This window comes from Azohydromonas caseinilytica (assembly GCF_012927045.1).
In the GTDB taxonomy this organism is placed as follows: Bacteria; Pseudomonadota; Gammaproteobacteria; order Burkholderiales; family Burkholderiaceae_C; genus Azohydromonas; species Azohydromonas caseinilytica.
In genome coordinates this window covers 216,557-238,535 of sequence record NZ_JABBFW010000005.1, presented here as the reverse complement: position 1 = coordinate 238,535, position 21,979 = coordinate 216,557, and the positions used below count along the sequence as shown (strand labels likewise).

Annotated in this window: 22 protein-coding genes; 16 read left to right on the top strand and 6 right to left on the bottom strand. The window is 72.0% G+C overall.

Translation table 11 applies throughout. The annotated features are described in order from the left end of the window. Window positions 1-2: 2 nt before the first annotated feature. The 5 genes from narJ (at window position 3) to HHL10_RS09760 (ending at window position 3,611) form a co-directional block, all read left to right on the top strand. Window positions 3-704 carry a nitrate reductase molybdenum cofactor assembly chaperone gene (gene narJ / locus HHL10_RS09780; RefSeq protein ID WP_169160166.1) on the top strand — a complete coding sequence of 234 codons (702 nt, stop codon included), beginning with the start codon at window positions 3-5 and terminating at the stop codon, window positions 702-704. Next, window positions 701-1,504 (top strand): respiratory nitrate reductase subunit gamma, encoded by an 804-nt coding sequence (gene narI, locus HHL10_RS09775; protein ID WP_169160165.1) that lies wholly within the window; start codon window positions 701-703, stop codon window positions 1,502-1,504. Before narJ ends, narI begins: the two co-directional genes overlap by 4 nt. 3 nt (window positions 1,505-1,507) lie before the next feature. Beyond that, window positions 1,508-2,374, top strand: a complete 867-nt coding sequence (locus tag HHL10_RS09770) for a peptidylprolyl isomerase (RefSeq protein ID WP_169160164.1) — start codon at window positions 1,508-1,510, stop codon at window positions 2,372-2,374. 17 nt (window positions 2,375-2,391) lie between these two features. Further along, a complete protein-coding gene (locus HHL10_RS09765; RefSeq protein WP_169160163.1) occupies window positions 2,392-3,093 on the top strand; it encodes a carbonic anhydrase in 702 nt (233 codons plus the stop codon). A gap of 71 nt (window positions 3,094-3,164) precedes the next feature. Next, on the top strand, window positions 3,165-3,611 hold the full coding sequence (locus tag HHL10_RS09760) for a universal stress protein (protein ID WP_169160162.1): 447 nt from the start codon (window positions 3,165-3,167) through the stop codon (window positions 3,609-3,611). A gap of 147 nt (window positions 3,612-3,758) precedes the next feature. Here the strand turns inward: HHL10_RS09760 and HHL10_RS09755 are convergent, their stop codons facing one another. Further along, on the bottom strand, window positions 3,759-4,091 hold the full coding sequence (locus tag HHL10_RS09755) for a cupin domain-containing protein (RefSeq protein ID WP_169160161.1): 333 nt from the start codon (window positions 4,089-4,091) through the stop codon (window positions 3,759-3,761). A gap of 185 nt (window positions 4,092-4,276) precedes the next feature. Between HHL10_RS09755 and HHL10_RS09750 the strand changes: the two genes are divergently transcribed. The 8 genes from HHL10_RS09750 (at window position 4,277) to HHL10_RS09715 (ending at window position 13,082) form a co-directional block, all read left to right on the top strand. Next, window positions 4,277-5,530 (top strand): NAD(P)H-dependent flavin oxidoreductase, encoded by a 1,254-nt coding sequence (locus tag HHL10_RS09750; protein ID WP_169160160.1) that lies wholly within the window; start codon window positions 4,277-4,279, stop codon window positions 5,528-5,530. A 193-nt stretch (window positions 5,531-5,723) separates the two neighbouring features. After that, complete coding sequence (locus tag HHL10_RS09745) at window positions 5,724-6,053, top strand: ElaB/YgaM/YqjD family protein (RefSeq protein WP_235971253.1); 330 nt, start codon at window positions 5,724-5,726, stop codon at window positions 6,051-6,053. Between the two features lie 225 nt (window positions 6,054-6,278). After that, window positions 6,279-6,713, top strand: coding sequence for a c-type cytochrome (locus tag HHL10_RS09740; RefSeq protein WP_169160159.1), 435 nt, complete (start codon window positions 6,279-6,281; stop codon window positions 6,711-6,713). Between the two features lie 4 nt (window positions 6,714-6,717). Next, window positions 6,718-8,160, top strand: coding sequence for a cbb3-type cytochrome c oxidase subunit I (locus HHL10_RS09735; protein ID WP_169160158.1), 1,443 nt, complete (start codon window positions 6,718-6,720; stop codon window positions 8,158-8,160). Window positions 8,161-8,334: 174 nt separating this feature from the next. Then, window positions 8,335-9,141, top strand: a complete 807-nt coding sequence (locus HHL10_RS09730; RefSeq protein ID WP_169160157.1) for a CbbQ/NirQ/NorQ/GpvN family protein — start codon at window positions 8,335-8,337, stop codon at window positions 9,139-9,141. Between the two features lie 19 nt (window positions 9,142-9,160). Then, complete coding sequence (locus tag HHL10_RS09725; protein WP_235971252.1) at window positions 9,161-10,288, top strand: 4Fe-4S binding protein; 1,128 nt, start codon at window positions 9,161-9,163, stop codon at window positions 10,286-10,288. A 58-nt stretch (window positions 10,289-10,346) separates the two neighbouring features. Continuing rightward, window positions 10,347-12,200, top strand: a complete 1,854-nt coding sequence (locus HHL10_RS09720) for a nitric oxide reductase activation protein NorD (RefSeq protein WP_169160156.1) — start codon at window positions 10,347-10,349, stop codon at window positions 12,198-12,200. Between the two features lie 186 nt (window positions 12,201-12,386). Further along, complete coding sequence (locus tag HHL10_RS09715) at window positions 12,387-13,082, top strand: Crp/Fnr family transcriptional regulator (protein WP_169160155.1); 696 nt, start codon at window positions 12,387-12,389, stop codon at window positions 13,080-13,082. Between the two features lie 90 nt (window positions 13,083-13,172). Here the strand turns inward: HHL10_RS09715 and HHL10_RS09710 are convergent, their stop codons facing one another. The 5 genes from HHL10_RS09710 to HHL10_RS09690 all read right to left on the bottom strand — a co-directional run bounded on the left by HHL10_RS09710 (window position 13,173) and on the right by HHL10_RS09690 (window position 19,108). Continuing rightward, window positions 13,173-13,916: a choice-of-anchor E domain-containing protein gene (locus HHL10_RS09710; RefSeq protein WP_169160257.1), complete on the bottom strand. Its 744-nt coding sequence runs from the start codon at window positions 13,914-13,916 to the stop codon at window positions 13,173-13,175. Between the two features lie 243 nt (window positions 13,917-14,159). Then, entirely contained in the window at window positions 14,160-15,875 is a 1,716-nt protein-coding gene (locus HHL10_RS09705) for a cation:proton antiporter domain-containing protein (RefSeq protein WP_169160154.1), read from the bottom strand. A gap of 323 nt (window positions 15,876-16,198) precedes the next feature. After that, entirely contained in the window at window positions 16,199-16,591 is a 393-nt protein-coding gene (locus tag HHL10_RS09700) for a TraR/DksA family transcriptional regulator (RefSeq protein WP_169160153.1), read from the bottom strand. Window positions 16,592-16,743: 152 nt separating this feature from the next. After that, window positions 16,744-18,075, bottom strand: a complete 1,332-nt coding sequence (locus HHL10_RS09695; RefSeq protein WP_169160152.1) for an erythromycin esterase family protein — start codon at window positions 18,073-18,075, stop codon at window positions 16,744-16,746. Between the two features lie 40 nt (window positions 18,076-18,115). Beyond that, a complete protein-coding gene (locus HHL10_RS09690; protein ID WP_169160151.1) occupies window positions 18,116-19,108 on the bottom strand; it encodes a recombination-associated protein RdgC in 993 nt (330 codons plus the stop codon). A gap of 179 nt (window positions 19,109-19,287) precedes the next feature. Here HHL10_RS09690 and HHL10_RS09685 point away from each other — a divergent pair, with 179 nt between their 5' ends. From HHL10_RS09685 to HHL10_RS09675, 3 genes are read left to right on the top strand one after another with little or no spacing between them, the layout of a single operon-like run. Beyond that, window positions 19,288-19,647 carry a metal-sulfur cluster assembly factor gene (locus HHL10_RS09685; protein ID WP_169160150.1) on the top strand — a complete coding sequence of 120 codons (360 nt, stop codon included), beginning with the start codon at window positions 19,288-19,290 and terminating at the stop codon, window positions 19,645-19,647. A 17-nt stretch (window positions 19,648-19,664) separates the two neighbouring features. After that, window positions 19,665-20,756, top strand: coding sequence for a DUF8744 domain-containing protein (locus HHL10_RS09680; protein ID WP_235971249.1), 1,092 nt, complete (start codon window positions 19,665-19,667; stop codon window positions 20,754-20,756). After that, entirely contained in the window at window positions 20,753-21,955 is a 1,203-nt protein-coding gene (locus HHL10_RS09675; RefSeq protein ID WP_169160149.1) for an NnrS family protein, read from the top strand. Before HHL10_RS09680 ends, HHL10_RS09675 begins: the two co-directional genes overlap by 4 nt. Window positions 21,956-21,979: the final 24 nt, after the last annotated feature.

The following is a 21,979-nucleotide window of genomic DNA, read 5'->3' as shown; positions in this document are numbered from 1 at the left end:
CGATGTTCAACAAGGTGAAGAGCCACCGGCTCACGGCGCGCGTGCTGGCGGCGCTGCTGGGCTATCCCGGCGCCGGGCTGCGCGCGGCGCTGCCCGAGCTGGCGCAGGCGCTGGACGACGAGGCGGCGCTGCCCGCGCCGCGCCGCGCCGAAGTGCGACAGCTGATGAAGGTGCTGCACGCGGCCGATCCCTACGAGGTCGAGGCTCAGTACGTCGAGACCTTCGACCGGGGCCGCGCCACCTCGCTGCACCTGTTCGAGCATGTGCACGGCGACTCGCGCGAGCGCGGCCCGGCCATGATCGACCTGATCCAGACCTATGCGCAGGCGGGCCTGCACCTGGGCGACCAGGAGCTGCCGGACCACCTGCCCGTGGTGCTGGAGTTCGTCTCCACGCAGCCGCCGGCGGTGGGGCGGGAGTTCCTGGGCGAGATGGCGCACATCCTCAACGCCGTCTTCAGCGCGCTGCTCAAGCGCGGCAGCCCTTATGCCTGCGTCGTCGCCGCCGTGCTGGAGCTGGCCGGCGAGAAGCCGCAGGCGGTGAAGGTGGAGGCTGACGAGCCCCTGGATGAAGCGTGGGCCGAGCCGCCCGCCTTCGACGGCTGCAGCACCCGCGGCCAGGCCGCGCCCGGCCAGCCGCAGCCCATCCACATCGTGCGCAAGACCAACGCCCACGCGGCTTCCAACCAAGGAGCGCGAGCATGAAAGCCCTGGACCACTTCTTCTTCGGCCTCTATCCCTACATCTGCCTGGCCGTCTTCTTCGTCGGCAGCCTGATCCGCTTCGACCGCGACCAGTACACCTGGAAGAGCGATTCGTCCCAGCTGCTGCGCGGCGGCAGCCTGCGCGTGGGCAGCAACCTGTTCCACATCGGCGTGCTGTTCCTGCTGGTGGGCCACACGGTGGGCATGCTCACGCCGCACGCGGTGTACGAGCACTTCATCGGCGCGGGTTCCAAGCAGGTGATGGCCATGGTCAGCGGCGGCGTCGCCGGCACGCTGGCCTTCTTCGGCGTGACCATCCTGCTGAACCGCCGCCTGTCGGACCCGCGCATTCGCGCCACCTCCAAGCCCAGCGACATCCTGTTGCTGGCGCTGCTGTGGGTGCAGCTGGCGCTGGGGCTGGCCACGATCCCGCTGTCGGCCCAGCACCTGGACGGCAGCGTGATGCTGGTGCTCTCCGACTGGGCGCAGCGCGTGGTGACCTTGCGCGTCGATGGCGCGGAGCTGGCCGCGGTGGGCTGGGTGTTCAAGCTGCACATGGTCCTGGGCATGACGCTGTTCCTGGTCTTCCCGTTCACGCGCCTGGTGCATGTGTGGAGCGGCCTGGCCTCGGTGGCCTATGTGCTGCGCCCGTACCAGGTGGTGCGCAGCCGCCGCCTGAACCTGCCCGCCGGTCACCTGGCGCCGCGGCGCACGCTGGAAGAGACCGTGGGCCGGCCCGCAGTGCAGGTGCAGGGCGGTGCCGCGCCGGTGGCGGTGAAGCCTTCGCATGGGAGGGGCTGAGCCATGAGCGGATGCGGTGGCGGCCATGGCGGCTGCGGTTGCGGCGGCCAGAAGGCCCTTCAACACGAGGACTTTCCGGTGATGAGCGCGCCGGTGGCCGATCCGGACCAGCCGGTGGCGCGCGTCAACGGCGTGGCGCTGCATGCGCCGGGGCGGCGTCCCGACGAGCTCGAACTGCGCCAGCGCGCCTGCGGCGAGCTGCTGCGCCAGGCGGCGCAGCTGGCCGGGCTGCTGGATGCCAACGACCAGGCGCAGCTCGACGGCAGCATGAGCGCCGCGGCCTCGCAGGCCATCGAGGAGCTGCTGGCGCTGGAGCTGCGCTTGCCCGAAGCGGACGAGGCGGCGCTGCGGCGCCATCACGCCGCGCACCCGGCGCGCTTCGGCGCGCAGGAGCGGGTGGCGCTGCGGCACGTGCTGTTCGCCGTCACGCCGGGCGTGGACATCAATGCCCTGCGCAAGCGCGCCGAGGCGCTGCTGCTGGAGCTGCGCTGCGCGGAGGTGGCCGATGGCGCCTTCGCCCGCGCCGCGGCCGAGCTGTCCAACTGCCCCAGCGGCGCCCAGGGCGGCGAGCTGGGCGTGGTGACGGCGGCGGAGGTGGCGCCCGAGTTCGGGCGCGAAATCTTCGGCCACCCGGAAGTGGGCGTGCTGCCGCGCCTGGTGCACAGCCGCCACGGCCTGCACGTGGTGGAGGTGCTGGCGCGCGAGGGCGGCGAGGCGCTGCCCTACAAGCAGGTGCGCAATGCGGTGGTGCAGTCGCTGCAGCAGCAGGCCTGGATCACGGCGCTGCGGCAGTACCTGCGCGTGCTGGCCGGCACGGCGGCGCTGGAGGCGGTTGATCTCGAAACCGTGGACACGCCGCTGGTGCAGTGAGCCGCGCCTGAACTCCGATGCCTGACGACCTGCTGCAGCGGCTGCGCCGCTTCCATGACGACGCTTTCCCCCAGTACGAGCAGCATTTCAAGAGGCTGGTGGACCAGGGGCAGCATCCGACCACGCTCTTCATCGGCTGCTCGGACTCGCGGCTGGTGCCGTACCTGCTCACGGGCGCGGAGCCTGGCGAGCTGTTCCTGGTGCGCAACGTGGGTGCGCTGGTGCCGCCCTATGACGGCTCCGCCGGTTACCACGGCACGGCCGCGGCCATCGAGTTCGCGGTGCTGCAGCTCGACGTGCAGCGCATCGTGGTGTGCGGCCACAGCCATTGCGGCGCGATGAAGGCGCTGTACGGCGAGGTGTCGTCCGAGGCGAAGAACCTCCAGGTCTGGCTGGACCTGGCGCGCGAGGCGGCGCTGCCGGTGGTGCCCACGCCCGAGGCGTTGCGCCGCACCGAGCAGCGCGCCGTGGTGCTGCAGCTGGAGCGGCTGATGGAGTACCCGATGGTGCGCCGGCGCGTCGAGGCGCGGCAGCTCACGCTGCACGGCTGGCACTACGTGATCGAGGACGGAGAGATCCACGTCTTCGACGTGCGGCGCGGCGGCTTCGTGCCGGCCTCGCGCTCGGAGCACAGCGGCACCGGACCCTTCAAGGACGTGCCGGTCGAGGAGGATGTGCTGTTCAACGAGATCGGCGCCGCCTGGCCCTCGTGCGCTTGAGCTTGCTCAAACCTGACAAGGCGCCGCGCGGCCTAGAGTGGTCGGGCAGTTGCAGTACAGAGGAGAAGCGCATGTATCAACGCCTGCTGGTGCCCGTGGACGGCACTGAGCTTTCGGGCCGGGCCATGGAAGAGAGCATCCGCCTGGCCAGGCAGCTGGGTGCGGAGATCACCGGTTTCATCGCCGAGCCCGCCGTGGCGCTGCCCAGCTCCATCGGCACCCATCCCGACCGCTACCAGCGCGCCGCCACGGCGCACGAGGAGATGACGGCCGAGCATGCCCGCAAGCTGCTGGGCCGCTTCGAGGCCCGGGCGCGCGAGGCCGGGGTGGAATTCAAGGGTCATTACACCCGCAACAACAACATCGACGCGGCCATCGCCGACGCCGCGCATGAGCAGGGCTGCGACATGATCGTCATGGTCACCCACGGCCGCGGCGCCTTCGGCGAGCTGCTGTTCGGTTCGCACACCAAGGCGGTGATGTCGCGCAGCAAGCTGCCGGTGCTGGTGTTGCATTGAGGCAGCAGCCCGGACGGCGCGCCCGCTGGCGCGCCGCCGTGCCGGCCTTGCATTTCCCCTCTCCCGCTTCGCGGGCGAGGGGAGCGCGGCATGTCAGCCTTTCAGGTGGCGAATTTGAAGCCCCTGCGAGCCGACTCCGCCCCCGCGTCACGTCCCCAACCGAATCGTCACCAGCAGCGCGCTGTCGCCGTCGGGCGAGCGCAGCTCGTGCGGGTGCTGCTTGGGCACCAGCACCACGTCGCCGCTCTCCAGCGGGATGTTCTTGTCCGGTGTCACCAGTTGCGCGCGGCCGGTGAGGCACTGGATGGTGCACTCGCCGGCCACCCAGTGCGCCGGCAGCACGCCGCCGGCGCGCAGCACCACGCGCAGCAACTGCAGCTCCGCGCTCTTGATGAGGCTGACGCTCACGGCGTCGGGCGGCAGGGTGCCGTCGGGATGCAGCCGGATGGGCTGCAGCGGGGATGCGTGTTCGAGGGCCATGGCCGCAGCATCGCCACGCCCGCGCGGCGCTGCAAGCCACGTCACCCCAAATCCACCACTGCCAGCGGGGGCATCACTTCGTCACAACAACGGCGCGCGCCATCGCGGTGCGGCATGACAAGGATCAAGGAGGCGCCCGGGTGGGCTGCGTAAGGTGCGCAGCCTGTCTGTTCTCGCCTGTTCCCATGAATCCGCACATCGACCCCGTCCTCGCGCCCGTCCTGGAGCAAAGCCGCCTGCGGGCGCTGCGGCTGGGCGGCCGTTCGCTGCTGCCCATCGTGCAGGGTGGCATGGGCGTGGGGGTGTCGGCGCACCGGCTCGCGGGCAGCGTGGCCGCGCTGGGCGGGGTGGGCACCATCAGCTCGGTGGACCTGCGCCGCCACCATCCGGACCTGATGGAGCGCACCGAGGGCGCCGCCGCGCGCGCCGGCCACGAGGCCGAGGGCAAGGCGCTCATCGACGCGGCCAACCTGGAGGCGCTGGAACGCGAGATCAAGGCCGCGCGCGCGCTGTCGCAGGGTCGCGGGCTCATCGCCATCAACGTCATGCGCGCGGTGGCCGCGTACGCCGCCAGCGTCAAGCGCGCGCTGGAGGCCGGCATCGATGCCGTGGTGGTGGGCGCGGGCCTGCCGCTGGACCTGCCCGACCTGGCGCAGGACCACCCCAATGCGCTGCTGGTGCCGATCCTGTCGGACGCGCGCGGCGTGCAGCTGGTCATCAAGAAGTGGGAGCGCAAGAAGCGGCTGCCCGATGCCATCGTCATCGAGCACCCGCGCCTAGCCGGCGGGCACCTGGGCGCGGCGCGCATCGCCGACCTGGGCGACCCGCGTTTCGATTTCGAGAACGTCATTCCCGCGGTGCTGGAGTTCCTGAAGAAGGCCGGCATCGAGCGCGAGATTCCCGTCATTGCCGCCGGCGGCATCCGCAGCTTCGAGGACATCGCGCGGCTGCAGGCGCTGGGCGCGGCCGGCGTGCAGCTGGGCACGCCCTTCGCCGTCACCGCCGAGTGCGACGCGCACCCCGAGTTCAAGCGCGTGCTGGCCCAGGCGCGCAACGAGGACATGGTCGAGTTCACCAGCGTGGCGGGGCTGCCCGCGCGCGCCGTGGCCACGCCCTGGCTCAAGACCTATCTCAAGGCCGAGGAGAAGCTGCAGGCGGTGGCGCATCCCAAGTCGCGCTGCACCAAGGTCTTCGACTGCCTGGCGCAGTGCGGGCTGCGCGACGGGCTGCAGGGCTGGGGCCAGTTCTGCATCGACCACCAGCTCGCCGCCGCGCTGCGCGGCGAGGTCAAGAAGGGGCTGTTCTTCCGCGGCGCCGGTGCGCTGCCCTTCGGCGAGCAGATCCGCAGCGTGCGCGAGCTCGTGGAGCGGCTGCTCACGCCCGCGGTGGCCGCGTTGTCGTCCCTGACGGCACGGGACGCCAGCGCCGTGCCGGCCTGAGCCGGGCGCGGGGCGCGCGGGCAGGGAACTCCGGGGCCCCGGCGCGGGTCTGCCTGGGAAGGAGGGACGGCCCGCCGTCCGCCCCACGGGTTTCCCTTGCACCCCTGGCGCGCGCCGGCGCTTGCCGCTGGAGCGGGGCAGGGGCTAAGGTAAGAGCCCGATCCCAGCCCTTTCACACACGGAGGACCGCACGATGAACGACATGAGCACGCCCACCACCACGACGCCCGCGGCCAACAACCCGGGCATGGACCAGCTCAAGAGCGATCTGAAGGCCATCGTGGCCGATGCCGAGGCGCTCATGCGCTCCAGCGCCGCCAGCGCCAGCGCCAGCGCCGCCCAGTTGCGCGAGCGGCTGCGCGAAGCCCGCCATGACCTGCGCGACCTGCAGGCCAACGCCGTCAACAAGACCCGCGCCGCCGGCCAGGCCGCCGACGACTTCGTGCACGACAAGCCCTGGCGCTCCATCGCCGTGGCCGCCGGCGTCGGCTTCCTGGTGGGCATGCTCATCGGCCGGCGCTGACGCCGTCTCCTCCCCGGCGGGCCGCTTCGGCGGCCCCTGAAAACAACCCGCCGCGAGGCGGGTTTTTTGTTGCCCGCGGCGCTTTCGGCGCGGATGGCGGCTTGAGTCGCGTCAAGTTCACGCCCGCTGCGCAGGCGGCGCCGCGTTTCTTGAACCGGTTCAAGGAAGGTATCCGAGTGCATCCCTAGGCTAAGCCCCATCGTGTTGACCGAGGAGGGCTCCCTCATGAGCCAGACCCGCGGCGGGTTCACCAAGCAGAAGGCCCGCAACATTTTCTGGGGCGGCAGCGTGTTCTTCGCGCTGCTGTTCACCGGCCTGATCCTGGATGCCGAGCGCCAGATCCCGCAGCGCTCCAACGCCGCCGAGATCACGCCCGCCGTGGCGCGCGGCAAGGCCGTCTGGGAGACGCGCAACTGCATCGGCTGCCACACCCTGCTGGGCGAGGGCGCGTACTTTGCCCCCGAGCTGGGCAACGTGCACCAGCGCCGCGGCGGCGAGTTCATCAAGGCCTGGATCAAGGCGCAGCCCAGCGGCGCGCCGGGCCGGCGCCAGATGCCGCAGTTCAACCTGAGCGAGCAGCAGCTCGATGACCTGGTGGAGTTCCTGAAGTGGACCGGCCAGATCAACACCGAGAAGTGGCCGCCCAACATCGAGGGATGAGACCATGAGACCCACCACACTCAAGTACAAGTCGCAGGCCGTCGCCCGGCTCTACTTCATCGCGGCGCTGGCGCTGTTCACCGGCCAGATCCTGTTCGGCCTGGGGCTGGGCCTGCAGTACCTCATCGGCGACTTCCTCTTCCCCTACATCCCCTTCAACCAGGCCCGCATGGTCCACACGAACCTGCTGATCGTGTGGCTGCTGTTCGGCTTCATGGGCTCGGCCTACTACCTCGTGCCCGAGGAGACCGAGACCGAGCTGTGGAGCCCCAAGCTGGCGGTGGCGCTGTTCTGGATCTTCCTCGTCGCCGGCGCGCTCACCATCGTGGGCTACCTGGCCGTGCCCTATGCCAAGCTCGCCGAAGTCACCGGCAACGAGCTGCTGCAGACCATGGGGCGCGAGTTCCTGGAGCAGCCGCTGCCCACCAAGCTGGGCATCGTGGTGGTGGCACTGGGTTTCCTGCTCAACCTGAGCATGACCATGCTCAAGGGCCGCAAGACCAGCATCGGCCTGGTGCTGATGATGGGCCTGTGGGGGCTGGCGCTGCTGTTCCTGTTCAGCTTCGTCAACCCGCACAACCTCGTGCGCGACAAGATGTACTGGTGGTTCGTCGTGCACCTGTGGGTGGAAGGCGTGTGGGAGCTGATCCTGGGCGCGCTGCTGGCCTTCGTGCTGGTCAAGACCACGGGCGTGGACCGCGAGGTCATCGACAAGTGGCTGTACCTGATCATCGCCTTCGCGCTGATGACGGGCATCCTGGGCACCGGCCACCACTTCTACTTCATCGGCCTGCCCGGCTACTGGAAGCTCATCGGCAGCGTGTTCTCGGCCATGGAGCCCATCCCCTTCTTCATGATGGCCGTCTTCGCCTTCAACATGGTGCAGCGCCGCCGCCGCGAGCATCCCAACCAGGCGGCGGTGCTGTGGGCGCTGGGCACCTCGGTGATGGGCTTCCTGGGCGCGGGCCTGTGGGGCTTCATCCACACGCTGTCGCCGGTGAACTACTACACCCACGGCACGCAGGTCACGGCGGCGCACGGCCACCTGGCCTTCTACGGCGCCTACGTGCTGGTCGTGATCACCATGATCAGCTACGCCATGCCGATCCTGCGCGGCCGCGAGGCCAACTCGCTCAAGGCCCAGGCGCTGGAGAAGAAGAGCTTCTGGACCATGAGCATCGGCATGGGCGTGATGGTGCTGGCCCTCACCGGCGCGGGCATCCTGCAGGTGTGGCTGCAGCGCCTGCCCGAGACCGGCGCCATGTCCTTCATGGCCACGCAGGACCAGCTCGCCACCTTCTACTGGGTGCGCCTGGCCGGCGGCGTGATGTTCCTCGCCGGGCTGCTGATGTACCTGTGCAGCTTCTTCGTCGGCGCCTCGGCCGAGGAGCTGGCCGCCCACCACGGCGGCGGTGCCCTCAAGGCCCAGCCGGCGCAGCGCGCCTGAGTCCTGGCTTGGCTTGTCAGTGAAGCATTCCGTTCGTCCTGAGGTATCGAAGGACGGACGGCCCCTGCTGTGCGGCTGCCATCGCAGCCTGACGGATTCGCCCTTCGATACCTCAGGGCGAACGGTTCCTTGAGGTCGCGGAACTTCCAGGAAGTTGACCAGTGAGAACGTGACATGGAATTCGCCTCCGCACTGAAAATCGCCGCCGTGCCCTTCTACATGGCGCAGGCCGCCGAGTGCGCGCTGTTCGAGCACGCCTACCGCGAGCGGCTGCCGCTGCTGATCAAGGGCCCCACGGGCTGCGGCAAGACGCGCTTCGTCGAGCACATGGCCGCGCGGCTGGGCCGCCCGCTCGTCACCGTGAGCTGCCACGACGACTTGAGCGCCGCCGACCTCGTGGGCCGCCATCTCATCGCCGACGGCGACACCGTCTGGTGCGACGGCCCGCTCACCCGCGCCGTGCGCAGCGGCGCCATCTGCTACCTCGACGAGGTGGTGGAGGCGCGCAAGGACACCACCGTGGTGCTGCACCCGCTGGCCGACGACCGCCGCGTGCTGCCCATCGAGCGCACCGGCGAGCTGCTGCCGGCGGCGCCGGGCTTCATGCTGGTCATCAGCTACAACCCCGGCTACCAGAACCTGCTCAAGAGCCTCAAGCCCAGCACGCGCCAGCGCTTCGTGGCGCTGAGCTTCGGCTACCCGGCCCCCGAGGTGGAGCAGCGCATCGTCGAGGCCGAGGCCGGGGCGGACGCCGCGCTGGCCGCCACGCTGGTGCGGCTGGCGCAGGCGCTGCGCCGGCTCACCGACCACGACCTGGAGGAGACCGTCAGCACCCGGCTGCTGGTGGTGGCGGCGCGCCTGGTGCGCGCCGGGCTGCCGCTGCAGGCCGCCTGCCAGGCCGCGATCGTGGACGCGCTCACCGACGACGCCGAGACGGCCGCCGCGCTGGGCGAGCTGACCCGCGCCGTCATCGGCGGCTGACCCGCCGGCAGGACCAGCCATGGCTTTCGAGGGTCCATCGCCCGGCCGTGACCGCGGCGCCGAAGCGGCGCAGGCGGCCGGGAGCTGCGGGGAGGGCGGCTGCGGCTGCGCGGACGCCGCCGCGACGCCGGCTCCCGCTGCCGCTCCCGCGGCACCGCGCCGGCGCATGACGGTGCGCCGCCCGGCCCCGGCAGCCATGCCGCCGCTGCAGCGGCGCCGGCACTGGGCGCAGGCCGGCTTCTTCGTGCTGTTCCTGCTGGCGCCGGCGCTGAACCTGCTGCGCTTCGACCTGAACGAAACCCAGCTCTGGGTGCTGGGCATGCGCTGGTCGCTGGGCATCGATGCCTTCACCGCCGGGCAGATCACGGCGCCGCAGGTGGCGCTGAACTTCCTGCTGCGCGCCTTTTTGCCGGCGCTGCTGCTGGTGGCGGGCTTCCTGGCCGTGGCCTGGCGCTGGGGCCGGCTGTACTGCGGCTGGCTGTGCCCGCACTTCTCGGCGGTGGAACTGCTCAACGACCTGCTGCACCGCGCCTGCGCCAGGTTCAGCTTCTGGGACCGCCATGCCACGCCGCGCTCGGACCGCCCGGCGCGGAAGCGCTGGTGGCCGCTGTTCGCGCTGTCGTGCCTGATCCTGGGTTTCACGTGGGCCATCACGCTGCTGAGCTACCTGCTGCCGCCGGCGCAGATCTGGGGCAACCTGCTGCGCGGCGAGCTCACGGCCAACCAGGCGCGCTTCCTGGTGATCGGCACGGCGGTGTTCACGGCCGAGTTCGCCTTCGCGCGGCACCTGTTCTGCCGCTTCGGCTGCGCGGTGGGGCTGTTCCAGAGCCTGGCGTGGATGGCCAATCCGCGCGGCATGGTGGTGGCCTTCAGCCGCGAGCGCGCGCGCGACTGCCGCGATTGCGAGACCGTGAAGTCCCCGTCGGGCAGCGCCTGCGACAACGCCTGCCCGATGCGCCTGCACCCCCGCAACATCAAGCGAATGATGTTTTCCTGCGTGCAGTGCGGGCGCTGCCTGACGGAGTGCGACATCTCGCAGAAGCCGCAGGACAAGGCCCCGCTGCTGGGCTGGGAGCAGGGAGTGGCGGCGGAGCGGGAGACGCGCAGGCAAGGGCGGGAGGAGCAGGGGCCGGAGGCGCGGCCATGACGCCCTGTCGCTTGCATGGCCCATGCAACGGTGCGCCAGGCACCGTGGGAGTTGTCTGATGGAAGAACTCATCGGCCAGTGGTGGCACCGCGCCGTGACGCGCGCGGCCGACCGCTCGCATCCCGAGGCCGCCGTGGCGCTGCCGCAGGTGCAGCGCGCCATCGGCATGCTGTTCCGCGGCGCGGGCGGCGCTGCGGCGATCCGCATCGCCCCGGCCACCGAGCGCCGCAGCGGCGGGCCGCGCGGCTGGCTGCAGCGCATCGCCGGCAGCGGGGAGCGCGCCGCGCTGCCGCGGCTGGAAGCCGAGGTGCTGGCGCTGCCGCCCAGCATCGCCGTGTTCCCCGATGCGGAACTCAACCGCGCCCTGTACCTGTGGCTGGCGGCGCTGTCGGCCGGCATGGACACGCTGCCCGCCGAGGGCACCGATACCGGCTGGATCGCCCGCAACCTGGCCGCGGGCCGGCTGGCGCTGCGGCGCTTCCCGGGCCTGCGCGAGCGCCATGCGCGGCTGGTGGCGGCGCACCTGGCGCAGCGGCCCAGGGTGGAACGCCTCAAGGGCCGTGCCGCCGAGGCCGAGGCCGCGGTGCAGGCGGCGCTGCGCGCCTCGCTGCGGGAGGATGCCGACGTGGCGCTGCCGGCCGTGGAAGTGCGCCCCGACGAGGTGGCGCCGCTGTGGCTGTGGATTGAGCACGCTGCCGCCGCCGCCCCGGTGCCCGGCCGCCCCGACGCCCCGGCCGAGGCCGGCGCCCGGCGCCCGCCCGGCGTGCAGGATGGAAAACGCCGCGCCGCCCGGCGCACGGCCGACGAGCGCGACGGCAATCCGCTGCTGATGGTGTTCCGCGCCGAGGCACTGCTGTCGTGGAGCGAGCACGTGAAGGTCAATCGCGGCGACGACGACAGCGACGACGGCAACGCGCTGGACGCCGCCAACGACATGGAGCAGCTCAGCGTCGCCCCCGACGGCCAGACGCTGGCGGCGCGAGTGAAATTCGACCTGGACCTGCCCAGCGCCAGCGCCGACGACCTGCCGCTGGGGCCGGGCCTGAAGTTGCCCGAATGGGATTACCAGGCCGGCGTGCTGCGGCCCGCCCACTGCGCGGTGCAGACCTATGTGGCCCGGCCCGGGGAGAGCTTCGTGCCGTCGCCGGCGTTGAAAGCCACGGCGCGGCGCGTGCGCCGGCGCCTGGAGCTGCTGCGCGCGGCGCCGCGCTGGCAGCGCGGCGAGGTGGCGGGCGAGGAGCTGGACCTGGACGCCTGGGTGCGGCTGCAGTCCGATGCCGGCCCGCGCAGCGAGGCGCCGGCCGTGCACCTGCGCCGCGTCAAGGCCGAGCGCAGCCTGGCCACGCTGCTGCTGGCGGACCTGTCGCTGTCCACCGACGCCTACGCCAGCAACGACGCGCGCGTCATCGACGTCATCCGCGACGCGCTGTTCGTGTTCGGCGAGGCGCTGGCCGCCGGCGGCGACGCGTTCGAGATGCTGGGCTTCAGCTCGGTGCGGCGCCAGCATGTGCGCATCCAGCACCTCAAAGGCTTCGACGAGCCCTGGGGCCCGCTCCCGCGCGCGCGCGTGGGCCTGGTCAAGCCCGGCTACTACACGCGCATGGGCGCGGCGATCCGGCTGGCCACGCAGCGGCTGCAGGCGCGCGGCGAGCGCCAGCGCCTGTTGCTGCTGCTCACCGACGGCAAGCCCAACGACCTGGACCAGTACGAGGGCCGCTACGGCCTGGAGGACACGCGCCACGCGGTGCAGGCCGCACGCGCGGCCGGGCTGGTGCCCTTCTGCGTGAGCATCGACGCCCAGGGCCACGACTACCTGCCGCTGCTCTTCGGCACCCGGGGCTATGCCCAGGTGCACCGCGCCACCGAGCTGGTGGGCCGGCTGGCGCAGGTGTACGCGACGCTGACGCGCTGACCCGGCGCGGCCGGGGGCGGGCCGGTGCGACCGGCGGCGACAGGGAACTCCGGTGTGCGGACGTGCCGGCGCGGCGCCTGCGCGCGCCGCGTGGAGCATCCAGTCTTGACTGACATCAAGCATCGGGCCTGGGCGCCCGCCCACAATCCGCCGCCTCAACAAGCAGAACAGCAAGGAAACCTGCCCATGGACCTGCGCCAGTTCGACATCCCGCGCTACCTCTCGGTGCTGCCGCTGTTCAACGACCTGCAGCCCGCCGAGCTGCAGCGCCTGGCCGAGGGCTGCCAGCTGCGGCGCTTCGTGCGCGGCGAGGCCGTCTACCGCTGCGGCGACCCCTGCGAGGCCTTCCACGTCGTGGTCACGGGGCAGGTGAAGCTGCACGCCATCGCGCCCTCGGGGCAGGAGAAGGTGGTCGAGCTGGTCGGGCCGGGCAACAGCTTCGGCGAGGCGCTGGTGTTCGGCGAGCGGCCCTGCGTCATCAACGCCACGGCGCTGCTGGACTCGCTGCTGCTGGGCGTGCGCAAGGAGGCGCTGTTCGGCGAAATCGCGCACGAGCCGCGCTTTGCGCTGCGCATGCTCGCGGGCATGTCGCGGCGGCTGCACGGGCTCATCAACGACGTGGAGGCCTACGCGCTGCACAGCGGCACGCAGCGCGTCATCGGCTACCTGCTGCGCGAGCAGAGCAGCGACGGCGAGCCGGACGCGCCGGCCACGGTGTCGCTGCCGGTGAGCAAGGCCACCATCGCCTCGCGGCTGTCGATCACGCCCGAATACTTCTCGCGCGTGCTGGGCGAGCTGGAAACCGCGCGCTTGATCGAGGTGGACAAGCGCGACATCCGCATCCTCGACGCGCCGCGGCTGGCGCGCTATCCGCTGCAGTGACGCCGCGCTGAAAAGCGAGAAGCCGGGGCGGGCCCGGCTTCCTCACATGGCATGCCGGCGCGCCGGCCGGCATTCACAGTCAGGCCGCCTTCAGGCCTTGCGCGACTTCTTGCGCGAGGCGGCCACGCCGATCAGGCCCAGGCCCACCAGGGCCAGCGAGGCCGGCTCGGGGGTGGGGTTCGGGCTCGGGGGCAGCGCCTTGGTGTCGTCGTAGGTGTAGACCACGTCGGCGCCGCAGGCGGCCTTGGTGCTCTGGCTGGCTTCGGCGTTGCCGCCCGTGTACGACACGTTGGTCATCGACAGCGTGGAGCAGGCGATGTTGAAGGCCGCCGGGTTCAGGCTGGTGAAGGCGTCCAGCGAGGCCCTGTCGGTGAACTCGAAGGTCAGGAAGTCGCTGGCCGTCTGGTTCGTGAACGCGAGCGACTGGTTGGGGTTCAGGCTGAAGTTGCGCTTGGGCGTTTCCAGCGAGAGGTCCGCCACCGGGTCCGTGTCGGTGCCGTTGATCCTGGTGTTCACCACGCCCAGGCTGCTGGTGAAGAAGATGTCCACGCCCAGCGAGACCTTGCCCACGGACTTGCCGCTCGTGCCGGTGTTCTTCACCAGCAGGTCGGTCAGGACGTTGGCCGACACCGTCAGCAGCACGCTCTGCAGCTCGCCGAGGTGGCGGTCGAAGCGGTCGAGGCTGACGCTCAGGGGGGCCACGCCCGTGTTGCGCACGGAGTTGACGCCGAAATCAGTGGCGGTGAGGTCGGCGGCAGCGCTGGAGCTCACCGTGGCAGCCTGGGCACCCGCGCCCAGCAAAGCGCTGAGGAACAGAGCGGAAATCTTCTTCATGATCAATCCCTGGAAAGAGGTATTCACAGCGCTTCGGTGCGCGATCCCCCTTATGCAAGGGGTATGCCACGAGGCGCGAAACCTTGGCTGACAAGCACTTAGGTGTGCCCGCCTGAAAGTCTCGCCACGGACTGTAAAAGTTCTCGACACCAGCGGCGTGTGCTTGCTGACCCTGCGCCGGTACTTCGGCACATCGAGGCCCGAGGGACGGGATGCGGCGGACCCGGCCTGCCCGCAGGCGGCTCAATGCGCCTGGCTCAGCCGCTGCAGCACGTGGCCGCTCATGGCCTGGGCCAGCGTGCCCTCGGCCGTGAACACCGCCGCGGCCCGCTCGCGCTGCATGAGGGCCGCGTCCTCCTCGCCGCGGCCGCGCAGCACGATCTCGATGTCCGGATTGAGCAGCCGCGCGATCTCCACCATGGGCAGCACGTCCACGGCCTCGGGCACGGCGATGACGAGCATGCGCGCGCGGGCGATGTGGGCCTGGATCAGCGTGCCCTCCTCGGCGGCGTCGCCGCACACCGCCGGCAGCCCCTGGGCGCGCAGCCGCTCCACGGTCTCGCGGTTCTGGTCCGCCACCACGCAGGGCACGCCGGCCTCGCGCAGCGCCCGCGCGATGTGGCGCCCGGTGCGGCCATGGCCCACCAGCACCACCTGCTGCTCCAGGTAGTGGTGGGCGGTGTCCATGGGCAGCTCCGACAGCGGGTCGTCGGGGCGCTCCAGCTTGCGCATCAGGCCCGGGCGCCGTCGCAGCATGCGCAGCACCGGCTCGATGGCCGAGAACACCAGCGGATTGAGCGCGATGGAGATCAGCGCGCCGGCCAGGATCAGGCTCTGGCCCTCGCCGGGCAGCAGCTTGAGCTGCACGCCCAGCCCGGCCAGGATGAAGGAGAACTCGCCGATCTGCGCCAGGCTGGCCGACACCGTCAGCGCCGTGCCCAGCGGATAGCGCAGCAGCAGCACCAGCGCCGCGGCCGCCAGCGACTTGCCCAGGACGATGATGGCTACCACCGCCAGCACCTGCAGCGGCTGCTGCAGCACCACCATCGGGTCGAACAGCATCCCCACCGAGACGAAGAACAGCACCGAGAAGGCGTCGCGCAGCGGCAGGCTCTCGTGCGCGGCGCGGTGGCTCAGCGCCGACTCGCGCAGCACCATGCCGGCGAAGAAGGCGCCCAGCGCGAAGCTCACGCCGAAGAGCTTGGCCGCGCCGAAGGCGATGCCCAGCGCCGCGGCGATGACGCTGAGCGTGAACAGCTCGCGCGAGCCCGTGCGCGCCACCTGCCACATCAGCCACGGGAAGAAGCGCCGGCCCACCACCAGCATCAGCCCCACGAAGGCGCCCACCGCCAGCAGCGTGCGCACCAGCGTCAGCCCCAGCCCCTCGCCGCCGTGGGTGGCGCCGTGAGCAGCGCCCGCGTCCGTGCTGCCGCCCAGCAGCGGCGCCATGGCCGGCAGCAGCACCAGCACCAGCACCATCACCAGGTCTTCCACCACCAGCCAGCCCACGGCGATGCGGCCATTGACGCTCTCCAGAATCCCGCGCGCCTCCAGCGCCTTGAGCAGCACCACGGTGGAGGCCACCGACAGCGCCAGCCCGAACACCAGCGCCGCGCCCAGCGTCCAGCCCCAGGCCAGGGCCACGGCCGCGCCCAGCACGGTGGCCACGGCGATCTGCAGCGCCGCGCCGGGCACGGCGATGCGGCGCACGGCCATCAGGTCGTCCAGCGAGAAGTGCAGCCCGACGCCGAACATCAGCAGCATCACGCCGATCTCGGCCAGCTCCGCCGCCAGCGCCACGTCGGCCACGTAGCCCGGCGTGAAGGGCCCGATGAGGATGCCCGCCGCCAGGTAGCCCACCAGGGCCGGCAGCTTCAGGCGCACGGCCAGGAAGCCGAGCAGGAGGGACAGCGCGAAGGCGGCGGCCAGGGTGGCGATGAGCGGGACGGGAGCGTGCATAGGCGGGCGGCGGGCTGGCTCGGAAGGGGCCGGCCGCGAAAGGCCCGCCATCCCCGGCCGGACCCGCGGTGAGGTTCGGGACAGTGGCAGTTGCCCGGTAGGAGCGCGTTGCGGCACCGCCGGTTCACCCGGAGGCGAAAAAAGTTGGAGTCGCCTGCCGTGCACGGCCGCCCGGGGCGGCCCAGGCGTTCAGCCCAGGAAGGCGGAGGGCAATTGGTCAGGCAAGCTGGACAATAACCGCAAAGAGTGCGGCCACTGTTCAGCTTTTCTGGACAGGCCGGGCTGCTGCCCGAACCGGGCCGGAGTTGGCCGGGCTGCGCGCCTCAGGCCGTGTAGCGCGGCACCGTCTCGTGCGTCTTTTCCCAGCGCTCCTGGCAATCCACGCAGCGCGCGGCGGTGGGCTGGGCGTGCAGCCGCTGGTAGGGGATGTCGCAGCCGCAGTCCACGCATTCGCCGTAGCTGCCCTCGGCGATGCGGGCGCGCGCGTCGTCGATGTCGCGCAGCTCCAGCTGGTCGCGCTCCATCTCGATGTGCTCGACGCCGGTGCGGATGCGCTCTTCACCCTGCGCCGCCTGGTCGTCCACCAGCGGGCCTTGCGCACTGGGGCGCTCCTCGCGCGCCTCGCGCGCGTCGCGCAGCTCGGCGCCGAGCTCGGCCTCGCGCTGCGACAGCAGGTCCTGCAGGGTCTGGAGCTGTTCGGGGGTCAGGGCGGACATGGGGCACCTCCTGGGATGTGGGCTGTTTTGCTGAACCGCCTGGGCGGCAAGCCGTGTGCCGTGGTGTTCCGTTCGGGCTGAGCCCGTCGAAGCCCTGCTGCACGACTGTCCACAGGCCCTTCGACAAGCTCAGGGTGAACGGGGAGAGGAAGTCACAACCCGCTCGGGAACGTCTCCGGCTCCTCCAGCACCTGCGGCGGCGCGGCACCGTCGAGGGGGTGCAGGGCGTGGCTGCGGTCCACGTGCAGCACGGCGTCGAACTGCTGCGACAGCGAGGCCTCGAAGTAGTGGCTCTGGCGCTCGGTCTCGGGCCGGTAGATCACGCCGATGGCGCGCTCCAGCCGCGGCGGCGCCAGCAGCCGCTGCAGCTCGTCGCCGCCCAGCGGCAGTAGGAACAGGTCCAGCCCGGTGTCGTGCAGCAGGCCCTCCCAGCTGTCCGGCCGCGCCGGCGTGACGCGCTTGAACTCCACCGGCGCGTCCCAGTCCGAGGCCGCCGCCACGCTGCCGTGGTCGGTGCTGAAGCCCAGGTTGAAGCTCTCGCCCGGCCCGGCGGCCTCGCGCACGAGCTGGCCCAGGTTGAGCTGGCCGTCGGCGCCCATCTCGGTCGCGCGCGCGTCGCCCAGGTGCGAGTTGTGGGCCCACACCACCAGCCGCGCCGGGTGCCCGCGCGTGCGCGTGAGGTGCTCGCGCACGCGCTGCAGCACCTGGTGCATGTGGCGGTCGCGCTGGTTCCAGGAGGCGTTGGAGCCCTGGAACATGATCCGGTAGTAGCGCTCGGCGTTGCGCACCACCAGCGCGTTGAGCTGGGCGTGGAAGAGATCGTCCTCCGTCTGGCGGCCCTCCTCGATGCGCGGCACGGACTTGGCCATCATCGCCTGCAACTGTTGCAGCACCTCGCGCTGGCAGCCCTCGCTCAGGCCGAAGTGCGCCGCCTGCCCGTAGCGCTGCGGGTCGTCCAGGAAATGGTCGAAGCAGCCGTAGCGCTCGCGCGCCTGGCGCGCCATCTGCGGCTCGTGCTGCTCCAGGTAGGCCAGCACCGCCTGGATCGAGCCGTGCAGGCTGTAGAGGTCCAGCCCGTAGACGCCGGCGCGGCGGTGCTGCGGCTGCAGGTCGTTGTAGGCGCGCAGCCACTGCACCAGGCGCAGGAACTCGCGGTTGCGCCACATCCAGCGCGGGAAGCGCGTGAAGCTCTCCAGCGCCTGGCGCGCGTTGGCGTCGTCCAGGCCGCCCTGCACGAAGCGGTGCACGCGCTGCGCGTCGGGCCAGTCCGCCTCCAGCGCCACGCCGTCGAAGCCATGCTGCTCGATGAGCCGGCGCGTGATGGCCGCGCGCAGCGCGTAGAACTCGCGCGTGCCGTGCGTGGCCTCGCCCAGCAGCACCAGCTGCGCGCCGGCGGCGGCGCGCACCACGGCGTCCACGTCATCGAGATCGTCCAGCGGCCGCGCGGCGCGGCGCACCGGGTCCAGGGCAGGGTCGTGTCTCATGCCCACCGGGGCGGCAAGCGCCATGCCCCGGCGCGCGGGCTCACCAGGGCGCGGCGTCGGCGCTGTCGGCGGTTTCCGCCGGGGCCTCGGTGCTTGCGGGAGCCGGCGCGGCGGCCGGGGCGGACGCCGCGGCGGGCTGCCCCTCGGCCTGCTCGCCGCCCAGCGCCTCCAGCAGCGCGGGAATGAGACGGCGCAGCTCGCCGGTGGCGATGGCGGCGTCGGCGTCGAAGGCCTCGTCCTCGGCCACGCCGTCACGGCCTTCGAGCGCGGTGTCCAGGAACTCGATCTTCTTGAGCTGCAGCGTGTCGGTGAGCGTGAAGGCCACGCGCTCGTTCCAGGACAGCGCCAGCCGCGTCGGCCGCTTGCCCGCGGCGATGTGCTGCTTCACCTCGTCGGTGTCCAGCGCGTGGCGCGCGTAGCGCACCACCGAGCGCATCTCGTCGGGCGACTTCAGCTCGCACTCGCGGTCCAGGAAGAAGCTGCCCGGCGCCTCGCCCTCGGCCAGCCAGGCCGCCATGCAGCCCGCGGGCGACTGCTGGGTCTGCAGCGGCAGCACGGCAAAGCCGTCCAGCGCCTTGACCAGCAGCGTCACCACGCCTTCGGCCTGCGTGGCGCTGCCGTCGATGGCCAGCAGCCCGGCCTGGGGGTCGATCCAGATGCGGGTGTAGGCGCGCTTGGTGAAGGCCAGCGGCAGCAGCTCCAGCGTGGCCTGCTCCTTGATCTCCTTGGCCTCGCGGCGGCCGGGCTTGTAGCCGCGCTCCTGCTCCAGCCGCGCGGCGATCTCGGCGCTGCGGTCCTTCACGACCGAGCTGGGCAGCATCTTGCGTTCGGTCATCAGCGCCAGCAGCCACTGGCCCTGGACCAGCTCGATCAGCGGCGCGTGCGGCGTGCCGCGCGGCGGCACCCAGCCGGCGCTCTCGGGCTGGGTGGCGCCGCAGGGCTGGAAGGGTTCGCGCGCCAGGCGCTCTTCGGCCTGCGCCGCGTCGGCCGTCCAGCCGGGAGCGATGCGCAGCAGGTGCAGGTTCTTGAACATGGCAAATGGGAGAGCGAGGAGGGAAGGGACGGGGCGCCGGCCGGGGTGGCCCGGCGCGAGGGGCGCATTGTCCACGCCGCGGCGGGTGCGGCCGGGCGGTTTGAGATAGGTCAACCGCGCCGGGCCGGCACAAGCGCACCATAGATTCATCTTTCGCACATCTTTGAATCGAGGCCGCCATGTCCGCTCCCGTTCCAGATCCGCAGGCCGAGGCGCCGCGCTTCGAGTTCGAGGGCGACGAGGCGCTGCGCGCGCCGGTGACGCAGGCGCTGCGCCGCGTGGTGGACCCGGAGGTGGCGCTGTCCATCGTGGACGTGGGCCTGATCTACCGCGTGCGCGTCGGCGCCGACGGGGCGCATGTGCTCATGACCATGACCTCCGCTGCCTGCCCGGTGACGGACGTGATCGTCGAGGACGTGCAGGCCGAACTGGACCGCGTGCTGCCGCCGGCGCTGCCGCTGGAGGTGGAACTGACCTACGAGCCGCCCTGGACGCCCGAGCGCATGAGCGAGAGCGCGCGGCGCTTCATGCGCTGGTGATGGAGAGGGAGAAGGCGATGGCGGCCGTCCTGCCCCGGCGCACCGGAGGCCCCACGCGCGCGCTGCGCTGGGGCCGGCTGCTGCTGGCGCCGGTGCTGGCGTCGCTGCTGCTGCTGGCCGTCGCCGGCGGGCTGCTGCGCGCGGGGCTGCCGGTCGCTCAAAACGCCCTCGTCGGCCAGGCGGCGGCGCAGCACGCGGCGCTGATGATCTGCGCCTTCTTCGGCGCGGTGGTCGGCATCGAGCGCGCGGTGGCGCTCAAGCGGCGCGCGGCCTTCGCGGTGCCGCTGCTGGCACTGCTGGGCGGCGTGGCGCTGCTGGCCGGGTGGCCGCAGGCCGGCGCGTTGGCCTTCGCGGCGGCGGCGCTGGGCTTCGTGGCGGTGAATCTCGCCATCGTCCAGAAGCAGGCCGCGCCGCACACCATCCTGCTGCTGGTGTCGGCGCTGGCCTGGCTCACGGGCTGCGTGCGGCTGGCGCTGGGGCTGCACGACGACGCGATGCTGGCCGCCTGGTTCGCCTTCCTCGTCATCACCATCGCCGCCGAGCGGCTGGAGATGACGCGGCTGATGCGCCGCCGCGCCGCGGCGCAGCCGCTGCTGGTGGCCCTGCTGTGCGCGCTGCTGGCCGGCGCGGCGCTGTCGGGCGCGCTGTTCGGGCTGGCGCTGCTGGGCCTGGCGCTGTGGCTGGCCGCCTTCGATATCGCCCGGCGCACGGTGCGCGCGCAGGGCCTGACGCGCTACATGGCGCTGTGCCTGCTCGGCGGCTACGCCTGGCTGGCGCTGGCGGGCGTGGCCTGGGCCGGCATGGCGCTGGGCTTCGACACCCGCGACGCCGCGCTGCACGCGCTGGGGCTGGGCTTCATCTTCTGCATGGTGATGGGGCACGCGCCGGTGATCCTGCCGGCGGTGGCGCGCATCAAGGTGCAGTTCGACGCCGCCTTCTACCTGCCGCTGGCGCTGCTGCACGCCTCGCTGGCGCTGCGGCTGGTGGACCCGGCCTGGCGCGGCGCGGGCGCGGCGCTCAATGCCGCGGCCATCGCGCTGTTCGCGCTGGTGATGGGGCGCGCCGCCTGGCGCTGGCGCGCAATGGAACTGAAGAGGGAACGCACATGACGGTGCTGCTCAAGATCGAGGAGGCGCCGCGCGGCGCCCCCGCACCGCGTCCGCAAGGCTGGGCCCTGTGGGCGCTGGGCTTCCGGCCCTTCTACCTGCTGGCCAGCGGCTTCGCGGCGCTGTCCATCGCGCTGTGGGCGCTGCAGTTCAGCGGCGTGCTGGGCGGGGCCTACCTGGCCGGGCCGCTGTGGCACGCGCACGAGATGGTGTTCGGCTTCACGCTGGCGGTGGTGGTGGGCTTCCTGTTCACCGCCGGGCGCAACTGGTCGGGGCAGGACACGCCCAGCGGCCGCGCGCTGATGGCGCTGGCCGCGCTGTGGCTGCTGGCGCGGGTGCTGGTGCTCACGCCCTGGGGCGTGGCGGCGGCCGTGGCCAACGTCGCCTTCCCGCTGCTGGCGGCCTGGGGCCTGTTCCGGGCGCTGCGCCGCGGCAACAACCAGCGCAACTACTTCTTTGCCGGGCTGCTGGTGCTGATGGCGCTGGGCGCGGCGCTGGTGCATGCCGAGCGCCTGGGCTTGAGCCTGCTGCCGGGCTGGGCCGGCATCCAGATCGGGCTGGACGTGGTGCTGTTCATGATGGCCGTCATGGGCGGGCGCGTGATCCCGATGTTCACCAACAACGGCGTGCCGGGCACGCAGGCCACGCGCCATCCGCGCATCGAGCAGGGCGCCCTCGCCAGCGTGCTGGCGCTGCTGGTGGCCGACGCGCTGGGGCTGCCGGGCGTGGTGGTGTTCTCCATCGCCGCGGTGGCCGCGCTGCTGCACGGCGCGCGGCTGGCGCTGTGGCAGCCCTGGAAGACGCTGCGCGTGCCGCTGGTGTGGGTGCTGCACGCGGCCTACCTGTGGATTCCGCTGCACCTGGCGCTGCGTGCCGCCGCGGCGCTGGACCTGCTGCCCAGCAGCTTCGCCACCCACGCGCTGACGGTGGGTGCCATCGGCGGGTTGACCATCGCCATGATGACCCGCACCGCGCGCGGCCACACCGGGCGCCCCTTGCGCGCCGACGGCTTCGACGTCGCCTGCTACGCCCTGGTGCTGGCCGCGGGCGTGGTGCGCGTGGGCGGGCCGCTGCTGTGGCCGGCAGGCTATGTGCACGCGCTGCTGTGCTCGGCCGCGCTGTGGTCCGCGGGTTTCGGCCTCTATGCCGTGCGCTACTGGCCGGCGCTGACCCGGCCGCGCCTGGACGGCAAGCCGGGCTGAAACAATCCAGGCTATCCGACAAGA